Below are 25813 nucleotides of genomic sequence, written 5' to 3'. Positions count from 1 at the left end.
GGAAGGCGTCATCCCGCCATGAGTACCTCCGCGACACCCCCCGTTTCCCCCGGCACCGAACTCGTCACCGGCCTGCTCGTCGACCGGTTCGAGGTGGACCCGGCGCTGGTCAGGTCCGACGCCCGGATGACCGAGCTGCTCATCGACTCGCTGATGGTGGTGGAGATGGCCGTCACGCTCAAGGACGAGCTGGGCGTCACCGTCTCCGAGGACGAGCTGCGCGAGCTGACCCTCGCCGACTTCGCGGCCCGCGTCGACGCGCGGCGGGCCCGGTGACCCGAGACGGATCGGTGACGGTGACCGGCATCGGCCTGGTCACCCCCGCCGGCCGGGACGCGCCCGCCACCTGGGCCGCGGTGCGGTCGGGGCAGGCCACCGCCCGGCGCGATCCGGCGCTGCGCGAGCTGCCGGTGTCCCTGAGCTGCCGGGTCGACGGCGTGGACGAGCTGCCCCGGGGCGGCGCGGCGTGGCGCATCTGGACCCGGTGGCCCGGCTGGCGCTGACCGCGGTGGGCGAGGCCCTCGACGGGGCGAAGCTCTCCCCCGCCGACTGGGACGCCTCCCGTGTCGGCGTGGTCCTCGGCACCGGGATCGGCGGGATGCGCGCGCTGGACACGGCCACGGAGCGGCTCGCGCGCTCCGGGGCGACGAGCGTCTCCCCGTACTTCCTCACCGGCTACATGCCGAACATGGCGGCGGCCGCGCTCACCCTCCAGCTGGGCGTGACCGGGCCTTCCTTGTGTGTCATGACGGCGTGCGCGGCCGGTTCCGACGCTCTCGGCACGGCCCGGCTGCTGATCAACTCGGGGCAGTGCGACATCGCGATCGTCTGCGGAGCGGAGGCGGCCGTCACCCCGCTCATCACCGCCGGCTTCAGCCAGCTGGGGGCGCTGTCGGACCGGGGTTCGCGCCCCTTCGACGTGGACCGCGACGGCTTCGTCATCGCGGAGGGGGCGGGCGCCCTCGTCCTGGAGCGGCCCGCGCACGCGGCGGCCCGTTCGGCGCCGCACCTCGCGCACTTCGTCGGCTACGGCGCCAGTACGGACGCCCATCACCTGGTGGCGCCGCACCCCGAAGGGCGTCAGGGCGAGCGGGCGGTGCGGGCCGCGCTCGCCGACGCCGGCATCGCGCCGCAGGACGTGGACCACGTCAACGCGCACGGCACGTCGACCCCGCGCGGCGACGCGATGGAGGCGACGCTCCTGTCCCGCGTGCTCCCGCACCGGCCGCCCGTCACCTCCGCGAAGGGGGCGCTGGGGCACAGCTTGGGCGCGGCCGGTGCGATCGAGGCCGCGCTGACGGTCCTGGCGCTGCGCGACGACGTGGTGCCACCGGTCGCCGGGCTGCGCGAGGCCGACCCGGCCTTCGGCATCGACGTGGTCGCGGGGGCCGCCCGGCAGCACCCTCGGCCCTCGCGCTCAGCACGTCCTTCGGCTTCGGGGGCACAACGCCGCCGTGGTCCTCGCGCGGGCCTGACGTCCGCGGCCACGGGGTGCGCGGGCGTCCGCGCGTCAGTGGCCGCGGAAGGCCTCCTCCAGCCACCAGGCGCCGTGGTCCCGGGTCACCTTGGCGTCGATGAGCAGCGGCCGGGCACGCGTCCCCGCGAGCCAGTCCGCGACTCCCGTGAGATCCACGGGAGTTCGTACGGTCACGGCCTCGAAGCCGTGGCCCCGGGCGACGGTGGCGATGTCCGTGGGCGGGAACTCGACGATGTCGAGGGCGTGTCCGTCGGGGCCGAAGTGGTGGACCTCGGCCCCGTAGGCGTCGTCGTTGTAGACGACGACCACCATCGGCAGGGCGAGGCGGCGGACCGTGTCGAGTTCGGCGACGCTCATCAGGGCGCCGCCGTCGCCGAGCGCGGCGACGGGCAGCCGGTCGGGCCGGGCCAGGGCCGCCCCGACGGCCGTGGCGAGCCCCAGCCCGATCGACTGGAACGCCTGCGTGAAGCAGAGCCCTTCGTGGTCCGGGACCGACAGGTACATGGTCGGGTGGCCCATGAAGTTGCCGGAGTCGACACCGATGACCCGCTCGGCCGGGAGGAGGTCGTCGAGGGCGATGCTCAGGGTCCGCGGGTCGATGCGCTCGCCGGTGCTCTCGTCGTCGTACGGGACATCGCGCAGGCGCACCCGCTCGGCGATGTCCTTCCGGACGTCCGCGGTGCGGTAGCCGGTCGCGCTGCCGGCGGCCGCGGCCTCCAGGGCGCGCCGCGCGGTGACGGCGACATCGCCCGTGACGCCGAGGTCCAGGGGGCGGTGGACGCCGAGCGCCGACGCGTCGTCGTCGACCTGTACGACGCGTGCGTCCGGGCCGATCAGCCGGCCGTGCCGCGTCGTCCACATGGTCAGCGCGCAGCCCCAGCCGACGACGAGGTCGGCGCCGCGGATCAGTTCGGCGGCCAGGGGTGAGGAGAAGCCGCCGGAGACGTCGAGCGACCAGGGTCGCCGGCGAAGAGGCCGCGCGCGACGGCCGAGGTGGCGAGGAGCGCGCCGTACCGGTCGGCGAGGGCGGCGAGCGCGTCCCTGGCGCCGGGCGTGCGGGCGCCCCGGCCCGCGACGAAGACGGGCCGCCGCGCGGCGTCGAGCAGCCCGGTCAGCGTCGCGATGTCGCCCGGCTCCGGCACCACGGCGGCCGGCCGGTCGGGCGGCGCGACGTGGTCGGGCACGCCGTCGGGCACGTCCTCGGCCTGGACGTCCAGCGGGAGGTTGAGCAGGACGGTCCGGCGTGCGCACAGGGCGTGGCGGACGGCGGCGCGGGCCTGCCCGACCGCGTCCGCCGCGGACGTCACGCGCAGCGGGACCGCGCCGACCGCGCGCGCCAACGCGTCCTGGTCGACGGCGAAGTTGGACGCGGGTGACGTCGCCTCGGCCGCGAGGACGAGCAGCGGCGTGCGGCTCTTGGCCGCCTCGGCGATGCCGGTGAGGGCGTTGGTCAGGCCGCAGCCCTGGTGCACGCTGAGCGCGGCGACGGTTCCGCTCATGCGGGCGTACGCGTCGGCCATGGTGGCGGCGCCGCCTTCGTGGCGTGCGGCGACGAACCGGCTGCCGGCCGCGACCAGGGCGTTCGTGACGTGGAAGTTGCCGGAGCCGACGACGCCGAAGACATGGTCGACGCCGGACGCGGCGAGCGCCCGCCCGACGGCCTCCGCGACCTTCACGCCCGCTCCACGAGGGCGAGGATCCGCGCGGGCGCCCCCGAGCCGGTGACGATGGGCAGCGGTCCCGCGACGACGACGGCGCCGGTCGCCGGCAGCCGCCCGAGGTTCCGCAACTGCGTCAGCCCGTACTTGCCGCTGCCCATCAGGTACGAGTGGCAGGGGAACGCCGGGTCGAAGGAGTGCGCGGCGCCCGCGTCGGTGCCCACCGTCTCCACGCCGAGCCCGATCACCGGCGTCTCCTGCGCCACCCAGCGCGCGCACTCGGGCGAGAGGCCGGGGGTGTGCGGACCGTTCTCGTCGGCGTTGACGAACGGCTCCTGCGCGTGCGAGCGCGCGTCCCACCCGGTCCGCAGCAGCAGCCAACCGCCGTCAGGGAGTGGCCCGTTGGCGTCCTCCCACGCCTTCACGTGGTCGATCTCGACGAGGAAGTCGGGGTCGGCGGCGGCCTCGGCGGAGAAGTCGAGCACGACCGCCGGGGCGATCAACTGCCGCGCGGGGACGGAGGCGACGTCACCGAGCGCCTTGCCGGTGACCCAGTGGTTGGGGGCGTCGAAGTGGGTGCCGGTGTGCTCGCCGCTGCGGAAGTTGTTCCAGTACCAGGCCGGGCCCCGGTCGTCGTACCGGCTGATCTCCTCCAGTTCGAAGGAGGCCGTCTGGCCGAACTGCGGCGGGAGTTGGATGACGGGCGTGGTCGAGGAGAGCGGCGACGTGAGGTCGACGACCTCGATCGATCCGCCGCGCAACCCTGAGGTCAGTGCGGCCAGGACGGACGGGCGGGACGACATGACGGCCTCCTGCGGTGGGACGCTCGGCGGGACGCGGCGGATGCTACGGACCGGATCCGCGCGCGGGGAAGACCGTGGCGGCCCCCACCTGGTGGGAGCCCGCGTCCGCCGGTCAGTCCCAGGGCTCTCCCCGCACGACGTCGAACGGCGAACGCCCGGCGCGTGCCTCGGCGATCACCTCCTCGTCGGACCGGCCCGCGCCGCGCCAGTTGCTCGCCGACCGGCTCTCCTGTGTGTCGATCAGCTCCCCGCCCCGCCCGTCGTCGATGTGGACGACGTCTCCGGTGATCACGGCGAGCACGCTCTCGTCGACCATCTCCAGGATTCCGGCGGAGCCGTCGTCGCACGCGTCGCAGCCGCAGTCCGGCACGATCCCCAGGGGCACGGCGGGTTCTCCCACGCCGAGCACCAGGACCGTGCGGGATACGTCGTCGATGGCGCCGTAGCCGATGACGAGCGGCACGGCGTCCGGCCGCCGGGGGCGCAGCACGATCGCGTCGGCGACCTCGACCTCGGGAGGGCGTCGCCAGACCGGGGGCCCGCCGCGCCGTCGGCGACCGGCTCCCGGTCGGCGAGGCCGCGTGCGGACAGCACCGTCGCCCACGCCTCGGCGCGTGCCGCGAGGATGCGGTACTTGCCGGGGTCCAGGCACCGCGAGTACTCCTCGTCGCGGCCCGGACCGCCGTCGTGCGGATCGGGCCAGGGCGGGGTGTCCGCGCCGGTGACGGCGAACGCTGCGTCGACTGCCCTGAGCAGACCGGATCGATCTTCCATACGGGCAGCGTACGGCCGCTCTCCACGACTACGCTGCGACCGGGTCGACGGCGTACGGACGGCCCGGCGGAACGGCACAGGGGGAGGGCGGCGCGATGACGGACGCGGTGGCAGGGCCGTGGGAGTCGACGCTCACATCGGTGGTCGTGTACGCGCGGGGCGCGGTCTGCCGGCGGCGTGCCCGCGGCGTCGTGCCGCCCGACGGCCGCGTCCGGGTGAGCGGACTGCCCCGGTCGCTGGAGCCGGACTCCCTGAACGCCCGGGTCCTTGACGCGCCGGGCCTGCGGGTCGGCGCGGCGCGGCCGGTCGTCGAGGCGGAGCCGACGGAGCCGGAGGACCGCGACGCGTTGTACCGGGCGGTCGAGCGGTGGCAGGCGGAGCAGGGCGCGGCGCAGGCGCGCAGGGACCGGCAGGCGCGGCGCGTCGCGGAGATCGCGGCGCTGCGGCCCGTCCCGCCGCCCCGCAAGCGCGACGACCCCACGCATCGCCGTACGCCGGTCGACGCGTGGCTCGCCCTCACGGGGTTCGTCGACGAGCGGCTGACGGTGTTGCACGCGGGGCTCGCCGCGCTGGACGAGGAACTCCTGCGGATCGCGCACGAGCTCGACGTCGCGACCGACCGGCTGGAGCGGGCGTCCACGGACGCCGCGTCGTCCGCGATCCGCACCACCCTCGCGGCCGACCTCACCGTGGAGGGTGAGGCGGCGGGAGGCGCGGAGGTGGTGGTCGAGGTGGAGTACCGCGTGCCGGGCGCGGTCTGGGCCCCCGCCTACCGGCTGACGCACCGTCAAGGGGATGGTGACGCGCGGCTCGTGCTGCGCGCCTCGGTGGCTCAGCGCACCGGCGAGGACTGGACCGGCGTCCACCTCGCCCTGTCGACGGCCGATCTGCGGCGGCCCACCGGCGTGCCGAAGCTCCGCTCGCTGCGGATCGGGCGCCGCAGGTCCACGCCCGAACCGTCCGGCTGGCGCGAGCCTCCGGCGGGGCTCGCCGACCTGTTCAGCGGGTACGACGCGGCGGGGCCGCGACCTGCCGCCGCTGTCCGGGAGGCCCCGAACGAGACGCTGGTGGGAGCGGGGTTCGTCGCGGGGGCGCGCCACCGCCGCCGCCACCGCCGCCGAGCGCGCCCGCGCCCCAGTCCGCTCCGCCGTCCTACGGGGTGCGGTACCGGCGGCCCCGGGCGCGGTCCGTCCTCGGGCGACCCGTGGCTTCAGCGCCGCCGCCCTGGACAGCGCACCGGCCCCGGCCCCCGCGGCGGCGGCGCCTCCCCGCCACCGCCGCCTGTGCCGGGCCCGCCGCGGCCGAGCACCGCCGAACTCGACTACGCCGACCTGGTCCTGGCCGGGCCCGAGGAGCACGGCGCGCGACGCGGTGTGCTGCTGCCGGGGTCGACCACCGACGCGGTCGCCTCCGAGTACCGTCGCCGCGCGGATTCGGTGGCCTCGCTGCCGCTGCCCGGACACGCGGTGCGGCCGCGCGAGTCGGCCGGTTCGTTCGACCACCGCTTCGACGCCTCGGCCCCCGCCGACATCCCGTCCGACGGCACCTGGCACACCGTCACCGTGACGGAGCTCCCGGTGGCGCTGCGCACCGAGTACGTCTGCGTGCCGTCGGTCGACCCGACCGTGTTCGCGACGCTGCTGGTCTCCAACACCACGGATCAGGCGCTCCTGGCGGGCCCCGTGGACCTCACGGTCGACGGCGAGCACCTGCCGACCGCGGCGCTGCCCACGCTCGCCCCCGGCGGCACCGGCCGTGTGGGGCTCGGGCCCGCCGAGTCGATCCGCGCCGCCCGCCGCACCGACCTGCGGGAGTCGACGGCGGGGCTGCGCAACACCACCACGGTCCTCGACCACCGCGTCCACGTCGAGCTGGCCAATCGCCTCGCCCGGCCGGTCACCGTCGAGGTGCGCGAGCGCGTCCCCGTGACGTCGGACGCCGACGTGCGCATCGAGGAGCGTGCCGACTGGGTACGCCCCGAGGCCGGCGACGGGCCCGAGCCGCACGTCCCCGGCACCCGTCTGTGGCGGGTGGAGCTGCCCGCGGGCGGCACGGTCGCCCTCGACGGCGGCTACGAGATCCGCGTCCCGGCCGCCAAGGCCCTCGCCGGCGGCAACCGGAGGAGCTGACACCCCCATGACGACACCAGCCGCGCCCTCCGAGGACGCCCCCGCCGAGCGGCCCCCGCCGCGACGCCGCTGCCCGTGACCGCCGTGACCTGTCTGGAGGACCGCGCCCACATCGAGCGCACCGCGACCGTGGAGGTGGCGGCCGGTGTCCAGCGGCTGCTCCTGGGCCCGGTCGGCGCGCTCGCCGTGGACCGCACGCTGCACGCCGAGTTCACCGGCGACCCGGACGCCACCGTCCTCGACGTACGCCTGGTGCGGGCCTGGACGCCCCCCGCTCCACGCCCGCCGGGCGACGAGGACTCCCCGCTGCGCCACCGCGCCCACGCCCTGGAAGAGGAGGAGCGGGCCCTGGCGCAGCGGCTCGACCGGCTCCGCGCCCGTCTCGACGCGCTCGGCAGGCTGGCCGCCGACCTGCTGCGGGAGATCGGCGAGGGCGCCGGATACGGGGAGTCCGAACCGGAGCGCTGGGCGGCCGAGTTGGACCGGGTGAACGCCGAGCGCGACACGGTCGAGGACGAACTGCACGCCACGCAGGTCCGGTTGGCGGCCGTCACCGACGAACTGGGGCAGGCGCGGCACGCGTTGCACTACGCCGAGCACGAGCCGCCGTCCCTGACCGCCCACATCGAGCTGACGCTGCGGGCACGCACGGCGGGCCGGGCCGCGCTGCGCCTGACCCACGTCACACCGTGCGCCGTGTGGCGCCCCGCCTACCGCGCCGCGCTCGGCCCGGACGGCGAACTGACCCTGCGCACCGACGCGGTGGTGTGGCAGCGCACCGGCGAGGACTGGTCCGACGTGGATCTGACGCTCTCGACGGCCCGGTCCGCGGCGTCCACGAAGCCGCCGCGCCTCGTCGAGGACCGGCTGACCCTGCGCGACCGTTCGGCCGAGGAACGCCGGACCGTCGACGTCGAGGTGCGCGAGGAGGACATCACGGACGTGGGCCCGGCCCAGGTCGTCGGCCTGCCGGGCGTGGACGACGGCGGCGAGGTGCGCGTCCTGCACGCCCCCGCGCCGGTCCGCGTGCCCGGTGACGGACGCGCCCACCGCGTGCCGCTCACCACGACGACGTGCGCGACGCGGAGCGAGTACTCCTGCGCGCCCGAACTCTCCCCGCTGGTCACGGAAGTCGTCCGGTTCACGAACACCGCGGGGCACGCGCTGCTCGCCGGGCCCGTGGACCTGGTCAGGGGCAGCGGGTTCACCGGCCGCGGCACGCTCGCCTTCACCGCGCCGGGCGCCCCGGGCGAGCTGGCGTTCGGCAGCGCGGACACGTACCGGGTGCTGCGCGAGACGGACGAGTCGCGCGACACGTCGGCCCTCACCCATCGCACGGTGACCACGCGCACGGTCCGGCTGCACCTCTCCCGGTTCTCCGCCCCGGACGAGACCGGCGAGCGGGTCGTCACGCTGCGGGAGCGGATCCCGGTCTCCGAGGTGTCACAGGTCGAGGTCCGGCTCCGCAAGGAGGCGTGCTCCCCGGCGCCGGACACGGTCGACGCCGACGGCGTCGCCCGCTGGGACCTGACGCTCCCGCCCGGTGGGCGGCGCACGGTGACGCTGGTCTATGACGTGTCGTCGAGCGGCAAGGTCACCGGGGTGTAGCGGTTCAGTCCTTGTAGTCGGGTGCGATCCGCTCCACGAGTCGGAGCAGGGCCGCCCACGCGAGGTCGTACGCGAGGTCGTCCTGGAAGTCGGCGGTGGCCTCCCCCGCGAGCTGCTGCGCGGTGTATTCACACACCTGCTCGTCCGGCAGCACCAGCGGGGCGCCTGCGGCCTGGGCGGTGACCTGGATCTCGCAGGCCTTCTCCAGGTAGTACATGCGCAGGAACGCCTGCTTGGCGCTCTCCCCGACGGTCAGCAGGCCGTGGTTGCGCAGGATGAGCACGGGGTGGTGGCCGAGGTCGGCGACGAGGCGTTCCTGCTCGTCGAGGTTGAGGGCGACGCCTTCGTAGTCGTGGTAGCCGACGCGGTTGTGGAACTCCATCGACATCTGGTTGACCGGCAGCAGCCCGGCCTGCTGGGCGGCGACGGCGCAGCCGGCCTTGGTGTGGGTGTGCAGGACGCAGTGGGCGTCGGGGCGCGCCTTGTGGATCGCGCTGTGGATCACGAAGCCCGCCGGGTTGACCGGGTGCGGGGTGGGCTCGACGGGGTTGCCGTCGAGGTCGATCTTGACCAGGTTCGAGGCGGTGATCTCCTCGAAGAGCAGCCCGTACGGGTTGATGAGGAAGTGGTTCTCCGGGCCCGGGAGCCGCTGCGAGATGTGCGTGAAGATCAGGTCGGTCATGCGGAAGTGCGCGACCAGGCGGTAGACGGCGGCGAGTTCACGGCGCAGCCGCAGTTCCTCTCGCGCGGCGGCATCGGCCGTGACGGCGGTGGCGAGGGTCTCGGTCACGCGGGTGCTCCTTGCATACGGGACGTACGGGACGTGGGGTCGACGACGGGGGTGTGCGGGCGCCCGGTGGTCAGCCAGGCGAGGACGTTGTGGGCGGGCGCGGTGGCGTAGGCGCGCAGCGAGGTGTCGGAGAGGAAGGCGCTGTGCGGCGACAGCAGCAGGCGCGGATGGCTGCGCAAGGGGTCGTCGGCCCGGGGCGGTTCGACGGGGAAGACGTCGAGCGCGGCCCCGGCGAGGTGCCCGCTGTCGAGGGCGGCGAGGAGCGCGTCGGGGTCGACGAGGTCGCCGCGCGAGACGTTCACCAGGACGCTGCCGGGACGCATCCGCGCGAGGAGCCCGGCATTCACCATGCCCCGGGTCCGCGGGGTGGAAGGGCTGTGCAGGGAGAGGACGTCGGCGCGCTCGACGAGCGTGTCGAGGTCGAGCCGTTCGACGCCTTCGGGCCAGTCCGCGGCGTAGGGGTCGCAGGCGGCCACGGTGCCGAAGAGGGGTGCGGCGATCCGGGCGAGGACGCGGGCGATACGGCCCATGCCGATCAGGCCGAGCGTCAACTCGCTGGGGCGGCGCGGCACTTCGCGCAGTTCGGTGTTCCAGCCGCCGGACCGGACGACGGCGTCGGCCTGCGGGAGGCGGCGGGTCAGGCTCAGCACCTGTGCGAGGGCGTGCACGGCGACGTCCTCGGTGGCGGCGTGGGGCAGGTTCGTCACCCACAGGCCGCGCCGGGCGGCTTCGGCGGTGTCGATCATGTCGTGGCCCGCGGACATGGTGGCGATCATCCGGACCGCGGGCATCCGGTCGAGGAGCGCCGCGTCGACGCGGGCGTAGCCCACGATCAGGGCGACGGCGTCCCGCCCGGCGGCCGCGATGGCCTCGGGGTCGCGGCTGCCCACCACGCGGACGTCGCAGCCGCCCTCGGTCAGGAGACGGACACCCGGCTCGGGGTCAAGCTCCTCGGTGTCGGTGATCACGACAAGGGGTCGCGCCACAGCATCCTCCCGGAAGGTGGTGAATGATTCGATCGCTGTTCAGGATCAGAACTTACGTTTCGACTGCACAACTTGTCCAGGCCGGATGAGACGATCGTTGGCGACGGTCATCGACGGAACATGGGCCACCCCGTGGGCGCCTTGACCGGCTGACCGACAATGAGCGGGCGCCCGGCCCGCTCACCGCAGGGCGAACACCGAACACGGATGGGGACAAGACGTGGACCTGGACGAGACCGACCTCGGCATCGTGCGCGCATTGCAGACCGACGGACGGCTGACCTACGAGACGCTCGCCCAGCACGTGGGCCTGTCCCGTCCGGCCACCCGGATGCGCGTGCAGCGCTTGCAGGAGTCGGGCGCCGTACGGGTCGTGGCGATCGTCCATCCGTCCGTGCGCGGCCTGTCCGCCTCCGCGCACCTGGCGATCGACACGGACGGCGCGGCGGGACCGGTGGCCGGCGCGATCGCCACACTCCCGCAGGCGCCGTTCGTGACCCTGACCAGCGGGCGCCGGAGCATCATGACCGAGCTGCGCACGGCGGGCTCCGGCGCGCTCGAGCGGACCATCGAGCAGATCCGGGCGCTGCCCGGCGTGCGCACCGTGGACACCCTGGTCGCGACGCGGCACGTCAAGGACCCCTACCTGCTGACGGACGAGCCGACCGTCGGCACGCAGGGCGATCTGGACGCCCTCGACGAGCGGATCCTGAGCGAACTGGAGGAGGACGGGCGCCTGGCCTTCGCGGAACTGGCGGCGCGCGTCGGCCTGTCGCCGGGCGCGACACGGGCGCGCACCCTGCGCCTCCTGGACGGCGGGGTGGCCAAGGTGGTCGCCCTGGTCCGCCCCGACGTGCTGGGCATGGGCTATCTCTGCGGGTTCAGCCTGCGGGTGACCGGTACGGCGGCGGCCGCGGCCGAGCGGATCGCCGCGATGGACCGCGTGACGTTCCTGTCGACCTGCCTGGGCCACGCGGAGCTGGTCGGCACCATCACGGCGGAGTCGTTCGGCACGGTGCGCACGACGCTGGAGGAGATGCGCGCGACGCCCGGCGTGCGCGAGGTGGAGAGCTGGCTCCACCTCGAAATCGTCAAGGAGCGCTACGACCTGGGCCCGCGCACGGACTGAGGACGGGCCGGGCACGGACCGAGCACGACCGGGGAGAGGACCAGCGCCGACCGAGCGACACCGACATCGATACCGACACCCGCAGCTACGGCAGTCGATCCGTAACCGAAGCGCCCTTTCGACTTTACAAACATTCTTGAGACAACCCTCTAGCCAATCAGGCGTTTGTCTCTTTATGGTTCGGCGAGCCGATCGTCTGTCGGCGCTCACCTGAACCTCCCTGGTCGAAAGCAGGCCCTGCCATGCCCCGCCCCTCTGAGTCCCGCGACCGCACGCTGCTCGTCACCGGTGCCGCGGTCGCCGCCGCCGGCACCCCGGTCCGCGCCGAGTCGCTCGCCGTACGCGGCGACCGCATCGTCCACGTCGGCACCGTCGAGGACGCCCGCGCCGCGCTCGGCGGCCGGGTCGACAAAGAACTCGCCCTGGACGGCGGCCTGGTCCACCCCGGCTTCGTCGACGCCCACTGCCACCCCGTGATGTACGGGCAGGCCCTCGCCTGGGTCGACCTGCGGCCCGAGCGGGTGCCGGACATCGACACCCTGGTCAAGGTGTTGCGCGAGGCCGCCCGCGACCTGCCGGCCGGTGTCCCGGTCCGCGGCTTCGGCTACGAGCACCGGCGCCTGGCCGAGGGCCGCCACCCCGACTGCCACGACCTGGACCGCGTCGCCGACGACCGCGAGGTCTACGTGATGAACGCCTCCGGGCACGGCGGCGTCGTCAACTCCCACACCCTGCGCACCTGCCGCATCACCGCGGGCACCCCGTCGCCCGAGGGCGGCTCCATCGGCCACTTCGAGAACGGGGAGCCCGACGGACAGCTGTGGGACGCCGCGTGCGACCTGCTCACCGGGCCGGCCGGCGTGAAGATCGGCAACCACGGCCCGAACTTCCACCTCTCCGAGCCGGACGAGATCATGGCCGACCATCTGCTGCGCGCGCAGGAGGTGTTCCTCGCCGCGGGCGTCACCACGATCGGCGACGCGCAGGTGTCGCGCCGCGAGATGGAGACCTATCTGCGGGCCCACGCCGACGGCTCGCTGCGGATGCGCGTCTCGGCCTACCTGACCTCGGCGCTGCTCGACACCGCGCTCGAACTCGGCGCCGTCCGCGGCTTCGGCGACGACCTGTTCCGCATCCAGGGCGTGAAGTTCTACGCCGACGGCACGCTCGGCGGCTGGACCGCGTACTTCCCCGAGGGATACGCCGCGGACTGCTGCCACCACGGTCAGCTGTACCACTCGGTCGAGGAGTACGCGGAGATCGTGCGCCGCGCCCACGCGGCCGGGCTCCAGACGGCGACGCACGCGCAGTCCCCGTACGCCATCGGCATGGTGCTCGACGCGATCGAGGCGGCTCAGGCGGACCGGCCCCGCGCCGACATGCGCCACCGCGTCGAGCACTCGGGCCTGCCCACCGACGAGCAGATCGGCCGCATGGGCGCCCTGGGTGTCGTCCCCGTCATGCAGCCGCAGCACCATCTGCGCACCGGGGACGGCACGTTGACCGCCATCGGCGAGATGGGCCACCGCTACAACCCGGCGGGCCACTGCGCCGACGCCGGTGTCCCGGTCGTGTTCTCCTCGGACGCGCCGGTCGCCCCGCCCGCGCCGCTGGAGGCCGTGGCCGCCGCGGCGACCCGGCGCACCGTGCTCGGCACCGTCCTCGGCGGCACGTCGCTGCGCCTCCCGGTGGCGGCGGGGCTGCACGCCCACACCGCGGCGGCGGCGAGCGCCCTGCACCGCGAGCACGCGGTCGGCGCCCTCGCGCCCGGCATGCTCGCCGACTTCACGGTTCTGGACGCCGACCCGCTGTCCGTGCCCGTGGAGGAGCTGACCTCTGTCCGCGTGCGCGAGACGTGGGTCGGTGGCGCCCGCGCCTGGGCCGCCGCGGGCCGCTGACCGCGCGATCCCGCCGCCTCACCCGCTCGTTCGTCCCCGTCTCCTTCGTCCCGGAGGTCCCCATGCCGGACCGCACCACCCCTCCCCCAGCCCGGAGCCCGTTGCGGACAGCCCTGGCCGCCCTGGCCGGCACGTCCATCGAGTGGTACGACTTCTACGCCTTCGCCACCGCCGCGGCGATCGTGTTCAACGACGTGTTCTTCCCGGCCGACATGCCGACGGCGCTGAAGACGATCTCCTCCTTCGCCACCTTCGCGGTCGGCTTCCTGCTGCGCCCGCTCGGCGGCATCGTCTTCGGCCACATCGGCGACCGTGTCGGCCGTAAGAAGACCCTCGTCATCACGCTGCTGATGATGGGCATCGCCTCGTTCGCGATCGGTCTCCTGCCCACGTACGACCAGGTCGGCGTCCTCTCCCCGATCCTGCTGATCACGCTGCGCCTCATCCAGGGCATCGCCATCGGCGGCGAGTGGGGCGGCGCCGTCCTGATCGCCGTGGAGAACGCGCCCAAGAACCGGACGACCTTCTTCGGCTCCTTCGCCCAGCTCGGCTCGTCCGTCGGAGCCCTGTTGTCCACCGGCATGTTCAGCCTCATGAACCTCTTCGGTGACGAGGCGTTCAACAGCTGGGGGTGGCGCGTGCCGTTCCTCGCCTCGGCGGTCCTCGTCGTCATCGGCCTGGTGGTGCGCACCAAGCTGGAGGACTCCCCGGTGATGGAGGACATCCACGCGGAGGCCGAGAAGGGCGGATCGCCCGGCCGGCTGCCCGTGGCGGAGGTCCTGCACAAGGACTGGAAGACGGTTCTCGTCGGCGTCTTCGCGCTGGCCACGGCCACCGGCGGCTACTACGTCGTGACCAGCTACCTCCTGTCGTACGGCACCGACGAACTGCACCTGTCCGAGTCGATGCTGCTCAACGGGCTCTCCCTGGCCGCCTTCCTGGAACTCGTCGTCACCCCGTTCCTCGCGCTGCTCGGCGACCGCGTGGGCGCGCACAAAGTCGTCGTCGGAGGGCTCGCGGGCGTCGTGTTCCTCTCGCTCCCGCAGTTCATGGTCCTGGGCGGCGGCAACGTCGTGCTGATCTACCTGACGATGCTGGCCATGCGGTTCGTGATGTCGGCGCTGTACGGGCCGATCGCCGCGATCCTCGCCGACGGCTTCGCCCCGCACGTCCGCTACACCGGCATCTCGCTCTCCTACCAGGTCTGCAACCTGATCTTCGCGGGGTTCGCCCCGGTCACCGCGGTCTGGCTCTCCTCGCTCGCGGGCGGCGCCTACTGGCCGCCGGCCCTCGCGCTGATGGCCGTCTCCGTGATCGGCATCTGGTGCACGCTGCGGCTGCGCGTCTACCACCTGCGACGCGTCGCCGCCGAGCCGTCGGCAGGGCTGCCGCAAGGGGTCCCCGCCCGGGTCTGACGTCGTCTCGCCCTCGTGGCCCGGTCCGGCCGAACAGCACCGGACCGGGCCACCGGCGTGTCACCGCACTTCGTACGCGCGGACCAGGGTCTGCGCCACGCTCGCGCCGTGACCGTCGGCGACGACGAGGCGCAGGTGGACGAACGTGCCGGACGGGGCGTCCGCGGGCAGCTTCGCCGTCCACGTGCCGTCGGCCCGGACGACACGGGCGGTGTGCCAGTCCGTGACCGCGTCGACCGTCGTCTGGTCGCCGTACGCGTACTCCACCCGCACGTCGGCCGGCACGACCGGGCCGTCCGCGGCGTCGCTCGTGGCGCTGACGCGGATGCTGGTCGCCTCGCCCGCGGGGCGTGCGTTGCGCAGGTCGGAGGGCACATCGACGGTCGGGACCAGGAGCCGTTGGGCGCCCTGGTCGGCGGCCGAGGAGTGGAACGTCCAGGCGGTGGCGTGGGCGAGGCCCGTACGGTCGACGGCCGACGCGGGCCTGCGCCAGGTCTGGCGGAAGGTGACCTCCGCGTCCTCCTGCGGCAGCGTGAACATGCCCGAGGTCATGCTGCGCGGTTCGCCGTCGACGAGGAGCTGCCGGGTTCCGTAGTCGGTGGCGGCGAGCGTCGAGTCGTGGCCGCCCGCGTCGCCGAACGGGGCCAGGGCGAAGCTGAGGCGGTTGCTGTCGCGGGTCATCAGCGCACGGTCGTAGGTGTTGCGGACCGGCCCGTACGGGGACTTGTACCAGAGGGCCGTGCGGCGGCCCGCCGGAACGGTGTGCGGTCCGTCGTACGCGGTGCTGCCGTACGGGCCGAGCTCCCGGCGCAGCAGCGTCGTCCAGGCGGGGCCGTCGTCGCCGTCGGGCGTGGCGGTGAAGAACTCCGTGCGGCGCTGCGGTGCGTGGAGCGGCAGCGTGGTGCCGCCCGCCCAGACCGCGGCCAGGCCGGGGAGGCCGACCTGGACGTCCGACCAGTACGTCGCGTCGGCCGCGCCCTGCACGTGGTAGCGCGCGTCGGTCACGGCCAACTCGTGGTCGTGGACGCGCTGTTCACCGGGGCGGATCTCGCCGTGCGCGGTGTACGCGAGGTTGTACAGGTACGGGCTGCGGGCGGTCGCGGTGCCGGACCAGGACACGGTCGCCGTCCCCCGCTCCGCCTCCGCCTTGATGGCCAGGGAGTCGGCCCAGGTGATGGTGGCCTGGGGGACGCCTTCGGGCCCGGTGACCTGGAAGCGGCCCTGGCTGTCGGGGACCGCGGCGAGGACTCCGGCGGCGCCGGCCTTCGCGGCGGCGGTGTTCCACGTGAAGGCGTTGCCGCCGCCCACACCCGCGTCGACCAGGGCGATCTTCCCCTTGAGGTCGTGGGCCGCGAAGGCGGCGTCGGTGCCCTTGCCGACGGGCACGACCTCGGCCGACCCCTGACCGTCGAACTCGGTGGCCTTCTGCACCGGCAGCGAGTCCAGGGTACGGCCGCCGGAGGTGGTCAGCGCGGCGAGCGGTGCGCTCTGCCGGGCGGAGGCGAGGAAGGTCAGATCGTCGGCGCCGCTGACCGGCTGGGCGTACAGCGCCTTCACGTACGACGGTACGGAGGTGAGGTAGCCGGCCTTGAGGCGCTTGCTGTCGTCGAGGCCGACGGCGAGACCGAGCGCGAAGCCGTTCGGCCGGCTGGGCCGGTCGGTGTCCCAGGAGATCCGCCGCGCGTCGCGCGCGTCGAGGGTGACCGTGGTGTCGCCGGAGACGGTCACCTCGGGGTCGTACAGCTGGGAGACGGAGGCGACGCTGCCCACGTTCCCGGCCGCGTCACGCGTCATGATCAGACCGCTGAGCGCGTAGGTGCCGACCGGGACCCGGATCGTGGTGGCGCCGGCGTCCGGGTAGCCGAGCACGTAGCGGCGGGCCGTGTCGCGGTGGTCGTCGAAGAGCTGGAACGCCGACGGGGTCGCGGCGGGGTCGCCGTGCCGGTCCAGGCCCTTGACGGTGAGGTCGGCGGACGGGACCTCCATGTGGACGCCGAACGGGACGACGACGCGGGTTCCGTCGCCGTCGGTGGCGACGAGTCGCCCGGTGACGGTGCCGTAGTCGCCCGCGTCGAGGTGGGCCGACGGGTCGATACGCAGGACGGCGTCGGCGGTGCCGCCCGCGGGGACGGTGACGGAGTCGTGGGCCGGGGCGGCGAACCCGTCGAGCCGGGAGCCGTCGTCGCCGCGCACGTCCCGTACGGCGAGGTCGAGGGTGACGTCCTTGCCCGAGGTGTTGGTGAGGGTGACCGGCTTGTCGACGGAGGCGTGTCCGGCCTGCGGGTACGCGAAGTCGCCGAGGAGCGGCGCGGGTTCGGCCGTCACCGGCTCGTCGATCGCTCGGGCCACGTCCATCGGGCCCGCGCCCTGTTCGAGCACGGGGGTGTCGGTGGCGGCGGCCGACGAGGTGAGGAGCGCCTTCAGCCGGGCCGGGGCGAGGCCCGGGTGCTGCTGGAGGAGGAGCGCGGCGCCGCCCGCGACGTGCGGGGTGGCCATCGAGGTGCCGGACATCGACCGGTACGCCTGGTCGCCACGCCCGCCGGCCCGTGCGGCGACGACGCCGACGCCCTGGGACGCGAGGTCCGGCTTGGCCGAGATCCCGTCGACGGAGGGGCCGCGGCTGGAGAAGGGCGCCGTGGCGTTGTCGCGGTCGAGGGCGCCGACCGTGAGGGCGCTCGGCGCGCAGCCCGGGGTGGAGACGGTGCCGTGCAGCGAGGCGTTGCCCGCCGCGACGACGAACAGGGCTCTGTCGCTGAGGCGTTGCACGGCCTCGACGTCGGGTCCTGAGCAGCTCGTGGCGCCGTCGGCGCCGAGCGACATGGAGACGACCCGCGCGCCGCGGTCGACGGCCCACTCCATGCCGTCGACGATGCCGCTGAGGGTGCCGGAGCCGTCGTCGCCGAGGACCTTGCCGATGAGCAGGTCGGCCTTGGGTGCCATGCCGGCGTAGCGGCCGTCGGAGGCGGCGCCCGTACCGGCGACGGTGGACGCGGTGTGGGTGCCGTGGCCGGTGCGGTCCTCGCTGTCCTGCCCGGTGACGAAGACCTTCGTCTCGGCGATGCGGCCGGCCAGGTCGGGGTGGTCGGCGTCGACGCCGGTGTCGAGGACGGCGACCTTGACGCCGGAGCCGTCGAGTCCGGCGCGATGGGCGGCGGTGGCGCCGGTGAGGGGACGGTGGGGGCGCCGAGGTCGCCGGCGGCGGTGCCGTGGACCTTGGCGTCGAGCCAGATCCTGGTGACGGCGCCGCCGGAGCGGGCGCTCCCGGCCTTCGGCGCGAGGTCGCGCCAGGCGTCGGCGGCGGACTTCTTGGTGACGGCGAGCCCTGAGCCGCCGATCGAGTCGAGGGTCGCGGTGACCTTGGTGCCGGGGTCGCCGAGCGCGGCGCGCGGCCGCCCGCGTAGGCGACGACGAGGGGCACGGTGTCGGTGTGCGCGTCGTCGTACCCGTCGGCGACGAGCCGGCCGATGTCGAAGAGGGCCGCGTCGACCAGGCCCGCGTCCACCAGTCGCTCGACGCCCTGCGGGAAGACGTAGGTGCGGGTGCCGTCCTGCCAGACGGCGGCGGGGTGGTCGGTGCCGTCGGCGGGGCGCGGGGCGGCGGACAGGACCCGGCCGTCGGCGGCCACGCGGGCGTCGACGACGTCGCCGGTGACGAGGGTGACGGTGACGGACCGGCCGCCCGGCGCGCTGGGCGCGGGCGCCGTGTCGTCGGAGGTGGCGGCGCGGGCCGCGGGGGTGGCGACGGCGAGCAGGGCGGCGGCCGCGAGTCCGGCGGCGGTCCGCTGCCAGGGGTGCCGAGATCTGCTGGGTCTCACAGAGCGACGCACAGAGCGACTCCTGGGGAGGGAGAGGTGGGGTGAACCAGCAGCGTGACCAACTCCGGGGCGCTGTGGGGACGTTCGCGGTGGCGGGTGGCTGCCATGACGTGATCCCGACAGCGGCGGCCCGCGCTCGCGGGCCCTTGGACCCGGGGGCCGCGGGACGTGTGCCACGGCGTTCCCGGGACCTTCGTCCCGTCTCCGGCCGCGCTCCACGGGCATCACGCCCTCGGCAGGCGTCGTCACGTCCGAGATCCGCCGGCCACCCGCCCGTCCGCCCGGACGGCGGCGGGACCTCAGACCGTCGCGCCTTCTTGGAGGCACCATGAGCACCGCCCCCGCAGCCCGTGACACCGCATCGCTCGACCGGCCGTTGCCCCGGCTGCCGCGGAGCCGGGACGCGCTGTCCCGTGATCTCGCCGAGCGGGCGGTCGCCGCCGTGGCCGCGCAGGCGCTGCTGACGCGGAAGCCGGGCCTCGCCGACTGCGCGTCCGACGACGGGCGGGGCACGGCGCTGGCGGCGTCCGCCGCGCCGTTGTACGAGGCGTTCCGCACGGTCGCGTCGTCCGACGGCACCACGAGCGCGGACGTGGCGGCCGTACGGGACGAGGCCGAGGCCCTGATCATGGACGACGACGGCCGCCTCGGGCTGGTCCAGGCGCTGCGCGTGCTGCTGCCGCTGGTGGCCGCGCGGGCCGGCGGCGACGGCTCGGTGCGCGAGGTGTGCGCGCGGGCGGAGCGCGTCGCGCACCCGCGGGCCGATGCCGCCGCGCTGTCCCTGGTGACGGGTTTCGCGCTGCCCGCGCTGTACGAGGCACGCGCCTGCGGCCTCGACGAGAACGCGGCCCGCCTCGACGCGCTGCTCGCGCTGATGGCCCGCCGCCAGGACCCGGCGGTGGCCGACGACCGGGGGCCGCTCGCGGTGCGCATGCTCCGCCGGGACGCCGCGGCCGTCCTGGAGGCGGGCGGTCGCTCCACCGAGGAGGGCACGCGGCGTTTCGGGGTCCTGGAGGACACCGTGCGGCGCTACGGGATCACTCCGGCGGACAGCGCGGGCCTGCTGGCGGCGACCCTGTTCCTCGACGCGCTCGCGGACCCCGCGCCGAGGGACGGCGCACGCGCCACGCAGCTGACGGCGAGCGGTAGCTGAGCGTCGCGGGCCCGCCGAGGGTCGCCGTGACCGGGCGGGCGAGCCGTCAGCCGGCGGTCAGTCGGAGCCCGTCGGCCACCACCCGTCCGTCGTGCAGCACCGTGCGGTCGGTCCCCCGGTCCATGACGGCGCTCGTCGGTGTCTCCCCGTCGACGAGGAGCAGATCGGCGCGGTCGCCCACGGCGAGACCCGGGCGGTCGGTGACACCGGTGAGGCGGGGCACGTCGTGGCTCATGATCGAGGCGCCACCCATGCTCGCCACGGCGAGGCACATCTCGATGTGCTCGTCGCGGCGGAAGTTGTTGGTGAACGCCAATTGCCAGGTGCGGTCGAGGAGATCGCAGTTGCCGTACGGGCTCCAGTAGTCGCGCTGCCCGTCCTCGCCGAGGCCGACGCGGACGCCCGCCTCGGTGAGGGCGACGAGGGAGAGGTGGCCGCGGCCGGCCGGGGCGACCGTCGCCATGGCGATGTCCAGCTCCGCGAACTCCTCGATGAGGCGGCGGCTCGTCGACTCGTTCACCGAGCCGAGCTCGTAGGCGTGCGACATCGTCACCTTGCCCCGCATATCGAGGGCCCGGACGCGCTCCAGGATCAGGTCGGTCGAGAAGACCCCGAGCTCGCCCGGCTCGTGCAGGTGGATGTCGACCTCCACCTGGTACTTCTCGGCGAGTCCGAAGACGACGTCGAGATGGCCCTTGGGGTCGCGGTCCAGGGTGCAGGGGTCGATGCCGCCCATCACGTCGGCGCCCGCCTTGAGCGATGCCTCCAGATAGTCCGCGGTCCCCGCCTCGCGCAGGATGCCCGCCTGCGGGAACGTCATGATCTGGACGTCGGCGAGATGCCCGTACTTCTCCTTGGCGGCGACGACCGCCTCGAACTTCTCCAGCTTGCAGTCGACGTCGACCTGCGCGTACGTCCGCACGCGGGTCGTGCCGCGCGCGATCATGCGCTCCAGGGTGCCGGCGACCCGCTCGGGCAGCGGGACTTCGGCGTCGCGCCAGTTCTCGCGGTCGTTCATCGTCATCGTCCACACGCCGGGCCCGCCGGTGTGCGGGCGGAACGGCAGGCCGATGCGGGTGGAGTCCAGGTGGACGTGGACGTCGCTGAAGGAGGGCAGCAGGAGCCGGCCCCGGCCTTCGACGACGTCCCCGGCGGGCTCGGCATGCGGGTCGTGCGGGCGGAGCGCGGTGATGCGGTCGCCGTCGAGCTGTACGTCACTGCGCTCGCCGCCCCAGGGGCGGACGTCACGGATCTGCATGTGGTGCGAAGTCCTCACGTGGAAGAGATGGATGAGGTGAAGAGGGACACAGCGATACGGGGTTGTGGGGAGAGGGGGACAGAGGGACAGGGAGTGAGGGGGCAGGGGGATACGAGGGTCAGTCGGTCGCCGTGGCGACGGCCCGGTCGGGGAAGTGGCAGGCGGGGCCGGTGCTCGACAGCGCGGGGACCTCGCCCGCGCAGCGCGCCTGTGCGGCCGCGTCGAGGCGCGGCCGCACCGGGCACCGGGTACGGAACACACAGCCGGACGGCGGGTTCGCGGGGGTGGGCAGATCGCCGCTGAGCCGGATCCTGCGGCCCCGGTCGGCCTCGGGGTCCGGCTGCGGGACGGCGGAGAGCAGGGCCCGGGTGTAGGGGTGTTGGGGGTCGTCGAAGACCTCCCGGGTGACGCCGCTCTCCATGATCCGGCCGAGGTACATCACGGCGACCCGGTCCGCGAAGTGCCGTACGACGGACAGATCGTGGGCGATGAAGACGTAGCTGACGCCGGTGTCGGCCTGGATGTCCTGGAGCAGGTTGACGACCTGGGCCTGCACGGAGACGTCGAGGGCCGAGACCGGTTCGTCGCAGATGATGAGGCGGGGTTCGAGGGCGAGGGCGCGGGCGATGCCGACGCGCTGTTTCTGGCCGCCGGAGAACTCGTGCGGGAAGCGGTTGTAGTGGTCGGGGCGCAGCCCGACCCGGTCCATGAGTTCGCGTACCCGGGCCTTGACGCCGCCGGGCGGGTCGACGCGCTGGGCGTGCAGCGGGGCGGCGATGGCGGCGCCGACGGACTGCCTGGGGTTGAGGGAGGAGGACGGGTTCTGGAAGACCATCTGGACCTGGCGACGGTACTCCTGCGCCTCGGCGCGGTTCATCGTGGTGATGTCGCGTCCGTCGAGGCGCACGGTCCCGGACGTCGGGTCGAGCAGGCGCATCAGCAGCCGCCCGGTGGTGGACTTCCCGCACCCGGACTCGCCGACGATCCCGAGGGTGCGTCCGGCGCCGACGGAGAAGCTGACGCCGTCGACGGCCTTGACGAGGGAGCCGCCCCGGCCGAGGAGGCCGCCGCGTCCCCGGAAGTGCTTGGTCAGCCCTTCGGCCTCCAGCAGGGGTGTCGTGTCGGCGGTGGTCATCGCGTGGCCTCCTCGGCGGTGGCGAGGGTCTCCTGGTGGCACCGGGACGGGTGGGCGGCCCGGCCCGTGACGAACGCCGGTCGTTCGGTGTGGCAGCGGCCGTCCGGGACGCGGTGCGTCTGCGGGCAGCGGTCCGCGAAGAGGCATCCGGCCGGCAGCGCGGTGAGCGACGGCGGGAATCCGGGGATGGGGCGCAGCCGTTCGCCGTCCTCGCCGAGCGTGGGCATGGAGGCGAGCAGCCCTTGGGTGTACGGGTGGCGCGGGTCGCGGAACAGCTCCCGGACATCGCCCCGCTCGACGCACTGGCCGCCGTACATGACGGCGACGTGGTGGCAGACCTCGGCGACGACCCCGAGGTCGTGCGTGACGAGGACGACGGCGGTGCCGGTCTCCTGCTGCAACTCGCCGAGCAGGTCGAGGATCTGTGCCTGGACGGTGACGTCGAGCGCGGTGGTCGGCTCGTCGGCGATGAGGAGTTCGGGCTCGCAGACCAGCGCCATGGCGATCATCGCGCGCTGGCGCATGCCGCCGGAGAACTCGTGCGGGTGGGCGCCGGCCCGCCGCTTCGGGTCGGGGATGCCGACCCGGCCCAGCATGTCGACGGCGACGGCGTGCGCGGCCTTCCTCGACACCTTGTTGTGGACGCGGTAGGCCTCGGCGATCTGGGCGCCCACCGTGTGGAAGGGGTGCATCGCCGAGAGCGGGTCCTGGAAGATCATGGCGATCTTCTTGCCGCGCCAGGCCCGCATCCGCTGCTCCGTCAGGGAGTTGAGGTCGGTGCCGTCGAGCAGGATCTCGCCGTCGACCCGGGCGCGGGTCTCCTTCAGGAGCCCCATGAGCGCCTGGCTGGTCACCGTCTTCCCTGAGCCCGACTCGCCGACGAGGCCGACGGTCTCGCCGCGCGCCAGGGTGAGGTCCATGCCGTTGACTGCGTGCACGAGCCCGTCGTCGGTGGGGAAGGTGACGTGCAGGTCCCTTATGTGCAACAGAGGTTGGCTGGTGGTCATCAGGCGGCCCTCACTCGCGGGTCGATCACGGCGTAGACGGCGTCGACGACGACGTTGGCGACGATGATGAAGAAGGCGGCGAGCAGCGTGATCGCCATGGTCAGCGGCAGATCTCCGGCCTGAGCGGCCCGTACGGCGGTGAAGCCGACGCCCGGTACGGAGAAGATCTGCTCGGTGAGGACGGCGCCGCCGAGAAGCAGTCCGATGTCGAGGCCCAGCATCGTGACGACGGGCGTGAGTCCGGCGCGGGCGCCGTGCCGGACGATCATCGCCGTCCTGGACAGGCCCTTGGCGCGGGCGGTGCGCATGAAGTCCTCGCCGAGGGTCTCCAGCATGGAGCTGCGCGTGACACGGATGTACTGCGCGCTGAACAGGACGGCCAACGCGACCCACGGCAGCAGGTAGTTGAGGAACCAGCCGTCGAATCCGGCGGGCCCGAACGGTGACGTGATGGCGTTCGTCGTGAACGGCAGCACGTCGAAGGTGGACACGAAGATCAGCAGAAGGAGCAGGCCGGTGACGGGGATCGGCAGCGAGACCCCGATCGAGGCGGCGCCGACGATCAGCTTGTCGGTGAGCTTGTTCCGGCGCAGCGCGGCGAGCGTTCCGAGGGTCACGCCGGCCACCGTCCAGAGCACGATCGCGCCGACGGCGACGGACAGGGTATAGGGCAGGGCGCGTCCGAGGACGGCGGTGACGTCCTCGTTGGTCTGGAACGACATACCGAAGCAGGGCCACTGGCAGAGCGATTCGGCGCCGGGCGCCCCGATCGTCCGGCCGTGGAACAGGCCCGTCATGTAGGTCGCGTACTGCGTGAAGAAGGGCTGGTCCATGCCGAGGGCGACACGTGCCTCGGCGACGCGTTCCGGTGTGCACTCCTGTCCGCAGGCGGCCGCGGCCGGATCGGCCGGGCCGAAGTGGAAGAGGGTGAACGTGACGAAGCTGATGACGATCAGCAGGACGACGGTGGCGCCGAGGCGGCGCAGCAGGAAGGCGGCCATCCGGGATCACCCCTTACCCGAGGCGGAGGCGATGGACACGGTGGACAGGTCGATGGCGCCGAAGAAGTAGCCGACCTGCGCGTTGCGGATGTCGGAGCCGACGACGCTGCGGGTGACGTTCCTGATCAGCGGGACGAGCGGATAGTCCTGCATGGCGCGGTCGAAGAGCGTCGACCACTTGCGGCCGAGTTCCTCGCTCGTGCCGTTCTCGCCGCGCAGCGCGTACATGGCCTTCGCGATCTCCGGGTCGTGGTAGCGGGGGATGTTGGAGAAGCCGAAGGACCTGCCGTCGACGCTGGGGCCGAGGTTCGGGTCGATGGTGGTGCGCACCGAGCCGCTGTCGGCGCCGCCGCACCAGCCGCTGCGGGCCAGGTCGGGCATGTTCTCGCCGGCGAGGGTCGTGTAGTAGTTCGCGGCGGGGATGGCGCGCAGTTCGAGGTCGATGCCGATCTGCTTCAGGTTCTGCTGGAGCGAGGTGCCCATGTTCTTGTAGCGGGGCGTCGCGTCGGCGTATCCGTAGACGAGCTTCTTCGGCACGTCCCGACCTTCGAGGAGTTTCCTCGCCTTGTCCGGTTGCGGCTGCCCCGATGGGTCGAGGGCGGTGTGCTGGGTGACGTAGCCGCGCTGGTCGGGGTTGATGTACGACTGCGTGAGCTTGCCGAAGCGGGCGCCGCCGTACTGGAGGTGGATGGCCTTGCGGTCGATGGCGAGCGCGATGGCCTTCCGGACGACCGGGTCCTTGATGGTCTCGGTGTTGAGGTCGAGGACGTCGGTGCAGCCGATCAGTCCGGAGGCGGTACGCCGGGCGACGTCGGGCTCGTCGAGCTTGGCGGCGTCGGAGGCCTGGAGGCCGCCCGCGCTGTCGAGGGTGAGCGCGGTGGGGTCGGCGTCGGCGAGGAGCTGCTGGCTGATCGTGGACTGGGCGGTGGAGAGACTGAAGGTGAACGTGTCGGGGAGCGCGCTGCGGTTCGGGTCGCTCGCCGGGTCCCAGTGCTCGTTGCGGACGAGGGTCATGGCGCGCCCGCGGTCGTAGGACTTGATCCGGTACGGGCCCGTGGAGACGGGGTGGTTCGTGTAGTCGAGCTTGGTGTCCTTCGCGCGGGGCACGGGCGCGGTGTTGGAGCGGGAGACGAGCGCGGGGAACTCGGCGAAGGGCTGCTTCAGCCGGAAGACGACGGTCCGGTCGTCGGGTGTCTCGACGCCCTTGAAGTCACCGCCCTTGTACGGGCCTTTGTACCCGTCGTCGGACAGCGCGGCGTTCAGCTCCTGGGGCGCCTGCGTGTAGACGTCGCGGGCGTAGGTCCGCTCGACGCCGTACTTGACGTCCTTCGCGGTGATCGGCGAACCGTCCTCGAACTTCAGTCCCTTCTTCAGGGTGTACGTCCAGGTCAGTCCGTCCTCGGAGACCTTGCCGAGGTCGGTGGCGAGGTCGGGGACGATCGTCGGGGGCTTGCCCGCCTCCTCCTTCGCCATGGTGAGGGTGCGGTAGTAGAGCTGGCCGACGTTGGCCGTCTGGACGTAGTTGCTGTTGCCGGGGTCGAGGGTCTGGAAGTCGGCGGACATCAGGACGTCGACGTTGCCGCCTCTCGTCCGGTCGCCGTCGCCGACCTTGACGGGGTCGAAGGCGTCGGCGGGGGCGCGGGAGCCCGCGCCCGGTGCGGGCTTCGGACCGCCGCAGGCGGTGAGGGTCAGCCCGGCGGCCACCGTCAGGGCGAGCGCCGCCGCGGTGCGTCGTTTCACTGCTGCTGCTCCTGTCGTTCCTGGCTTGCCCGTACGGG

General features: G+C 73.7%; 19 protein-coding genes and 3 pseudogenes. 10 read left to right on the top strand and 12 right to left on the bottom strand.

Annotated elements, in window-relative coordinates:
- The first annotated feature begins 18 nt into the window (after positions 1-18).
- The 3 genes and pseudogenes from V2W30_RS35160 to V2W30_RS35150 form a co-directional block, all read left to right on the top strand.
- Complete coding sequence (locus V2W30_RS35160; RefSeq protein ID WP_338702638.1) at positions 19-276, top strand: acyl carrier protein; 258 nt, start codon at positions 19-21, stop codon at positions 274-276.
- The gene (locus V2W30_RS35155; RefSeq protein ID WP_338702637.1) at positions 273-503 is read left to right on the top strand and encodes a hypothetical protein; all 231 of its coding nucleotides are present in this window, start codon (positions 273-275) and stop codon (positions 501-503) included. The genes V2W30_RS35160 and V2W30_RS35155 overlap by 4 nt, the downstream gene beginning before the upstream one ends.
- Positions 467-1282 (top strand): annotated as a pseudogene (locus V2W30_RS35150) (beta-ketoacyl-[acyl-carrier-protein] synthase family protein); the annotation flags it as partial. The gene V2W30_RS35155 and the pseudogene V2W30_RS35150, both read left to right, overlap by 37 nt.
- Positions 1283-1510: 228 nt before the next feature.
- On the opposite strand, the pseudogene V2W30_RS41745 reads toward V2W30_RS35150, so the two are convergent.
- The 4 genes and pseudogenes from V2W30_RS41745 to V2W30_RS41740 form a co-directional block, all read right to left on the bottom strand.
- A pseudogene (locus tag V2W30_RS41745) lies at positions 1511-3153 on the bottom strand (thiamine pyrophosphate-binding protein).
- Positions 3150-3938 (bottom strand): cyclase family protein, encoded by a 789-nt coding sequence (locus V2W30_RS35135; protein WP_338702634.1) that lies wholly within the window; start codon positions 3936-3938, stop codon positions 3150-3152. The pseudogene V2W30_RS41745 and the gene V2W30_RS35135 overlap by 4 nt, the downstream one beginning before the upstream one ends.
- A 112-nt stretch (positions 3939-4050) precedes the next feature.
- Complete coding sequence (locus V2W30_RS35130; RefSeq protein WP_338702633.1) at positions 4051-4542, bottom strand: DUF6226 family protein; 492 nt, start codon at positions 4540-4542, stop codon at positions 4051-4053.
- Positions 4497-4712 (bottom strand): annotated as a pseudogene (locus V2W30_RS41740) (DUF6226 family protein); the annotation flags it as partial. The pseudogene V2W30_RS41740 and the gene V2W30_RS35130, both read right to left, overlap by 46 nt.
- Before the next feature lie 95 nt (positions 4713-4807).
- Between V2W30_RS41740 and V2W30_RS35125 the strand changes: the two are divergent.
- Complete coding sequence (locus tag V2W30_RS35125; protein WP_338702632.1) at positions 4808-6841, top strand: DUF4139 domain-containing protein; 2034 nt, start codon at positions 4808-4810, stop codon at positions 6839-6841.
- Positions 6842-6916: 75 nt separating this feature from the next.
- Complete coding sequence (locus V2W30_RS35120; protein ID WP_338702631.1) at positions 6917-8449, top strand: mucoidy inhibitor MuiA family protein; 1533 nt, start codon at positions 6917-6919, stop codon at positions 8447-8449.
- Positions 8450-8453: 4 nt separating this feature from the next.
- Here the strand turns inward: V2W30_RS35120 and V2W30_RS35115 are convergent, their stop codons facing one another.
- Positions 8454-9239 (bottom strand): class II aldolase/adducin family protein, encoded by a 786-nt coding sequence (locus V2W30_RS35115; RefSeq protein WP_338702630.1) that lies wholly within the window; start codon positions 9237-9239, stop codon positions 8454-8456.
- The gene (locus tag V2W30_RS35110) at positions 9236-10225 is read right to left on the bottom strand and encodes a C-terminal binding protein (RefSeq protein ID WP_338702629.1); all 990 of its coding nucleotides are present in this window, start codon (positions 10223-10225) and stop codon (positions 9236-9238) included. The genes V2W30_RS35115 and V2W30_RS35110 overlap by 4 nt, the downstream gene beginning before the upstream one ends.
- 220 nt (positions 10226-10445) lie before the next feature.
- Here V2W30_RS35110 and V2W30_RS35105 point away from each other — a divergent pair, with 220 nt between their 5' ends.
- The 3 genes from V2W30_RS35105 to V2W30_RS35095 all read left to right on the top strand — a co-directional run bounded on the left by V2W30_RS35105 (position 10446) and on the right by V2W30_RS35095 (position 14667).
- Positions 10446-11354, top strand: coding sequence for an Lrp/AsnC family transcriptional regulator (locus V2W30_RS35105; protein WP_338702628.1), 909 nt, complete (start codon positions 10446-10448; stop codon positions 11352-11354).
- Between the two features lie 242 nt (positions 11355-11596).
- Complete coding sequence (locus tag V2W30_RS35100) at positions 11597-13252, top strand: amidohydrolase (RefSeq protein ID WP_338702627.1); 1656 nt, start codon at positions 11597-11599, stop codon at positions 13250-13252.
- 62 nt (positions 13253-13314) lie between these two features.
- The gene (locus tag V2W30_RS35095; protein WP_338702626.1) at positions 13315-14667 is read left to right on the top strand and encodes an MFS transporter; all 1353 of its coding nucleotides are present in this window, start codon (positions 13315-13317) and stop codon (positions 14665-14667) included.
- Between the two features lie 60 nt (positions 14668-14727).
- On the opposite strand, the gene V2W30_RS35090 is transcribed toward V2W30_RS35095, so the two are convergent.
- The gene (locus V2W30_RS35090) at positions 14728-17895 is read right to left on the bottom strand and encodes a S8 family serine peptidase (RefSeq protein WP_338703881.1); all 3168 of its coding nucleotides are present in this window, start codon (positions 17893-17895) and stop codon (positions 14728-14730) included.
- Positions 17896-18094: 199 nt separating this feature from the next.
- On the opposite strand from V2W30_RS35090, the gene V2W30_RS35085 reads away from it, so the two are divergent.
- Entirely contained in the window at positions 18095-18526 is a 432-nt protein-coding gene (locus V2W30_RS35085; RefSeq protein ID WP_338702625.1) for a hypothetical protein, read from the top strand.
- Positions 18527-18809: 283 nt separating this feature from the next.
- A complete protein-coding gene (locus tag V2W30_RS35080; RefSeq protein WP_338702624.1) occupies positions 18810-19634 on the top strand; it encodes a triphosphoribosyl-dephospho-CoA synthase in 825 nt (274 codons plus the stop codon).
- A gap of 46 nt (positions 19635-19680) precedes the next feature.
- On the opposite strand, the gene V2W30_RS35075 is transcribed toward V2W30_RS35080, so the two are convergent.
- The 5 genes from V2W30_RS35075 to V2W30_RS35055 all read right to left on the bottom strand — a co-directional run bounded on the left by V2W30_RS35075 (position 19681) and on the right by V2W30_RS35055 (position 25775).
- Positions 19681-20892: an amidohydrolase family protein gene (locus V2W30_RS35075; protein ID WP_338702623.1), complete on the bottom strand. Its 1212-nt coding sequence runs from the start codon at positions 20890-20892 to the stop codon at positions 19681-19683.
- A 118-nt stretch (positions 20893-21010) separates the two neighbouring features.
- Positions 21011-22027, bottom strand: a complete 1017-nt coding sequence (locus V2W30_RS35070; protein ID WP_338702622.1) for an oligopeptide/dipeptide ABC transporter ATP-binding protein — start codon at positions 22025-22027, stop codon at positions 21011-21013.
- Positions 22024-23034, bottom strand: coding sequence for an ABC transporter ATP-binding protein (locus V2W30_RS35065; protein WP_338702621.1), 1011 nt, complete (start codon positions 23032-23034; stop codon positions 22024-22026). The genes V2W30_RS35070 and V2W30_RS35065 overlap by 4 nt, the downstream gene beginning before the upstream one ends.
- Positions 23034-24035, bottom strand: coding sequence for an ABC transporter permease (locus V2W30_RS35060; protein ID WP_338702620.1), 1002 nt, complete (start codon positions 24033-24035; stop codon positions 23034-23036). The genes V2W30_RS35065 and V2W30_RS35060 overlap by 1 nt, the downstream gene beginning before the upstream one ends.
- Positions 24036-24041: 6 nt before the next feature.
- Positions 24042-25775 carry an ABC transporter substrate-binding protein gene (locus tag V2W30_RS35055; protein ID WP_338702619.1) on the bottom strand — a complete coding sequence of 578 codons (1734 nt, stop codon included), beginning with the start codon at positions 25773-25775 and terminating at the stop codon, positions 24042-24044.
- Positions 25776-25813 lie beyond the last annotated feature (38 nt).

The sequence above is a fragment of the Streptomyces sp. Q6 genome (assembly GCF_036967205.1).
In the GTDB taxonomy this organism is placed as follows: domain Bacteria; phylum Actinomycetota; class Actinomycetes; order Streptomycetales; family Streptomycetaceae; genus Streptomyces; species Streptomyces citrinus.
This window is presented reverse-complemented; position numbering and strand designations above follow the sequence as displayed.

Bases quoted from the DNA above. Each gene is read 5' to 3' on its own strand.
- V2W30_RS35160 (WP_338702638.1), top strand. From the start codon at position 19: ATGAGTACCTCCGCGACACCCCCCGTTTCCCCCGGCACCGAACTCGTC.
- V2W30_RS35135 (WP_338702634.1), bottom strand. From the start codon at position 3,938: ATGTCGTCCCGCCCGTCCGTCCTGGCCGCACTGACCTCAGGGTTGCGC.
- V2W30_RS35125 (WP_338702632.1), top strand. From the start codon at position 4,808: ATGACGGACGCGGTGGCAGGGCCGTGGGAGTCGACGCTCACATCGGTG.
- V2W30_RS35100 (WP_338702627.1), top strand. From the start codon at position 11,597: ATGCCCCGCCCCTCTGAGTCCCGCGACCGCACGCTGCTCGTCACCGGT.
- V2W30_RS35095 (WP_338702626.1), top strand. From the start codon at position 13,315: ATGCCGGACCGCACCACCCCTCCCCCAGCCCGGAGCCCGTTGCGGACA.
- V2W30_RS35080 (WP_338702624.1), top strand. From the start codon at position 18,810: ATGAGCACCGCCCCCGCAGCCCGTGACACCGCATCGCTCGACCGGCCG.
- V2W30_RS35075 (WP_338702623.1), bottom strand. From the start codon at position 20,892: ATGCAGATCCGTGACGTCCGCCCCTGGGGCGGCGAGCGCAGTGACGTA.
- V2W30_RS35070 (WP_338702622.1), bottom strand. From the start codon at position 22,027: ATGACCACCGCCGACACGACACCCCTGCTGGAGGCCGAAGGGCTGACC.
- V2W30_RS35065 (WP_338702621.1), bottom strand. From the start codon at position 23,034: ATGACCACCAGCCAACCTCTGTTGCACATAAGGGACCTGCACGTCACC.
- V2W30_RS35060 (WP_338702620.1), bottom strand. From the start codon at position 24,035: ATGGCCGCCTTCCTGCTGCGCCGCCTCGGCGCCACCGTCGTCCTGCTG.